This is a genomic window from Cellulomonas biazotea, from assembly GCF_004306155.1.
Classification (GTDB): domain Bacteria; phylum Actinomycetota; class Actinomycetes; order Actinomycetales; family Cellulomonadaceae; genus Cellulomonas; species Cellulomonas biazotea.
In genome coordinates, this window is the sequence record NZ_BIMR01000442.1 from 1 (window position 1) to 3,308 (window position 3,308).

The window sequence follows — 3,308 nt, forward strand, 5'->3', positions numbered from 1 at the left end:
GGCTCGGGCCGCGACGACGTCGGGGAGCCGCCCGCCGGACCGTCGGACGATCCGCCCGTCTGGCCGCCCGTCGAGCCGGCCCCGGAACCACCGGACGCGCCGGACGTCGCACCGCCGGCGGACGCCGCACCGCCGGCCTTGCCCGACGTCGTGCCGACCGCGGCGGCTGCGGCGGCCTGACCGGCCGTCGGCGTCGCCTGCTCCTTGTCGAACGCGGCCTCCGCGCGCGCCGCCCGGTCGAGCATCGCCCGGTCCGGGTTGTGGCCCAGCAGGTTGCGCAGCTCGTCGAGGTAGGTGGTGATCGACTCGCGCTGGCGGTGCAGGTCCTCGACCTGCCGCGTCGCGGTGGTGCGCTCGCGCTCGGACTCGGTCATCGCGTCGGAGATCTGCTTCTCCGCGTGCTCGCGGGCCTCGGCGACGACACGGTCGGCGTTGCGCCGCGCGTTCGCGACGAGCTCGCGCGCGTGGTTCTCGGAGTCGGTCCGCACCTTCTCCGCCTGCGCGAGCGCCTTCGCCACGCGCTCCTCGGCCTCGGCGGCGTGCGCCTCGGCGTCGGCGACGAGCCGCTCGGTCTCGACGCGCGCCTGCTCGTGCCGCGACGCGTCCTCCCGCTCGCTGGCCTCGCGACGGGCCGCGATCTCCAGCTCGGCGTCGGCGAGCCGCTGCTCGGCGGCGCGCACCAGGTCGTCGGCCTGCGTCCGGGCGGTCGTCGCGAGCTCGGTGGCGGTCCGCCGTGCCTCGGTGAGCGCCCGGTCGACCTCGAGGCGGGTCCGCTCCCGCAGCTCCGCGGTCTCCCGCTCGGCCGCGGCGCGCTGCTCGCCCGTCTCACGGTCGGTGACCTCGCGCAGCTCGTCCGCCTCGCGCTCGGTCGTCAGGCGCAGGTGGGTGGCCTCGTGCTCGGTGCGCTCGCGCAGCTCGCTCGTCTCCCGCTCCGCCTGCGCGCGGGTCTCGGCGGCGTACTGCTCGGCGTCGGTCCGCATCGCGACGACCGACTGCTCGGCGTCGGTGCGGGCGGCCGCGAGCTCGTCGGCGGCGGCGGCGCGCAGCTCGCCGACCTCGCGCTCGGCGCTGGCCCGGACGAACGCGGCGTACTGCTCGGCCTCGGCGCGCAGCGCGGCGACCTCGCCGGCGACGCGCTGCTGCAGGGCGGTGGCCTCGCGCTCGGCGCTGGCGCGGACGCCGTCCGCGTACTCCTGCGTCTGGACGCGCAGCGAGGTGATCTCGGCGGCGGCGGCCTGCCGGGCGGCGCTGATCTCGCCCGACACCTCGGACCGCAGCTGCGCGACATACCGGTCGACCTCGGCGCGCGCGGCGGCGAGCTCCGCCTCCGTGCGCGAGCGCAGCTCGGTGGTGTCGGCGTCCGCGCCCTGGCGCAGGTCCTGCGCGTAGCGCTCGGCGTCCTCGCGCTGCGCGGTGGTCTCCGCCTCGGCACGCGCGCGCAGCTCGCTCGCGGTCCGCTCGGTCGCGACGCGCAGCTGCGTGGCCTCGTGCTCGACGCTCGCCCGCAGCGTCCCGAGCTCGCGCTCGAGCGACGTGCGGCGCTCGCTCTCCTCGGTCGTGATCGCGCTCTGGATGCGTGCGGCCTCGCGCTCGGCGGACCCGACGAGCTCCTCCGCACGGCGCTGGGCGGCGAGCAGCGTGCTCTCGGCCTCCGACGACGCGGTCGTGCGGACCTCCTCGGCCTCGCGCCGGGCGGTCGCGAGCAGCTCGGCGACCTCGTTCTCGGCGCGCGCCCGGAGCTGGCCCGAGGCGAGCTTGGCGCGCGCCAGGGCGTCGGCGGCCTGCGCGTTCGCCTGCGTGACGACGTCGGACGACTGCTCCTCCGCCGACCGCAGCAGCTGCTCGATGCGGGACCCGAGACCCGAGTACGTGGGCCGTTCGGCCTCGCGCAGCTGGCGGTGCGCCTCGGAGAGCTCACCCGCGGCCTGCAGCGCCTTGGCGTCAGCCGCCTCGACCTGCGACCGGGCGTCGGCGACGGCCTTCTCCAGCGCGGAGATCCGGGAGTCGACGGCCTCGCGTTCGTAGCCACGGAAGTTGACGACGGGGAAGGGCGTGCGGGCGTCGGGCACGAGCTGTCCTCCTGGGCTCGCGGGCGCCGGCGCGGGCGCCTCGGACGAGGTGCTCGACGGCAGCCGGTGCCCCGTCGGCCAGGATACGCGCGTCACCCGGTCGAACCAGCGTGGACCGAGGTCCCGCACGACGGTCGACCCTGGCGCGACGCCGGTGCGACGCGGCTGTGACCTGCCCGGTCAGCGCGGATTTGTCCGGTCTCGTTCGGTCAGGGGCGTGCCCTCCGCCTATCCTGAGGCTTCTCTCCCGAGAGGATCCTGCGTGCTCAAGCGAGTGATCACCGCCGCGCTCGGCGTCGTCGGACTGGTCGTCATCGGCCTCGGCGTCGCGTCCGCGACGGTCTGGCGGGCCGACGACGTCCTGGTCGCCTCGACCCCGACGGACGCCCACGTGCTGGTGACGGACCCGGGCGTCCTCGAGCTCGGCGGCGACCCCGTGACGATCACGGTCGAGGCCGCGGGCGACGCCCCGGTCGTCCTGGCGATCGGCCGCGACACGGACGTCGAGGGCTGGGTCGGCGAGGACGCGCACGGCCGTGTGACGGGTCTCGACGGCTGGCACGAGCTCGCGGTCGACGACGTGGCCGCGCCTGCCCCGACGGCGTCCCCCGACGCGTCGGCGGCCCCGGACGCCGCGGCGACCGAGGGTGCGCAGGCCCCCGCCGACGGCACGGCCGAGGCTGCGACCGTGGGCGCGAGCCCCGCGGGGTCGGACCTGTGGGTCGCGGAGGCGACCGGCGAGGGGTCCGCGGAGCTCGTGTGGCACGCGCAGCCCGGCCGATGGAGCTTGCTCGCGGTGAGCAACGGCGAGGCCGCTCCCACCCTGTCGCTCGCGTGGCCGCGGGTCGTCACGACCCCGTGGCTGTGGCCGTGCGTGGTCGTCGGCGGGCTCATGGTCCTCCTCTCGCTCTTCCTGCTCGGCCGTGGCGTGCTGCGCCGGCGGCGCGGCCACGACCCTGCCGAGTGGCAGGCCGTGCACACGGGCCCCCTCACGACCGTCGGCGCCCCCGCCTCGAGCGACGACCCGACCGCGACGACCCTGACCCGTCGGCAGATGCGCGAGGCCGCGGCCGCGCGTGCCGCAGGCGTGCCGCGGGCGACCGCACCCGCCCCCACTCCGCCGCCGTCGGACGGACCGCCCTCCGCCGCACCTTCACCGGCCTCCGCCCGCCCGTGGGGCGCCCCGGTCGGCTCCGCCGGGTCCGCGTCCGGCGACCGCCCCGGGGCGTCCGGCGCACC

General features: G+C 77.5%; 1 protein-coding gene and 1 pseudogene. One reads left to right on the top strand and one right to left on the bottom strand.

Annotation, left to right across the window (positions count from 1 at the left end; all coding sequences use genetic code 11):
- Nucleotides 1-2,069, bottom strand: a 2,069-nt coding sequence (locus tag CBZ_RS19930) for a coiled-coil domain-containing protein (protein ID WP_246013569.1), incomplete at its 3' end; no start/stop codon positions are given.
- A 262-nt stretch (nucleotides 2,070-2,331) separates the two neighbouring features.
- Here CBZ_RS19930 and CBZ_RS19935 point away from each other — a divergent pair.
- Nucleotides 2,332-3,308: pseudogene (locus tag CBZ_RS19935) on the top strand (hypothetical protein); the annotation flags it as partial.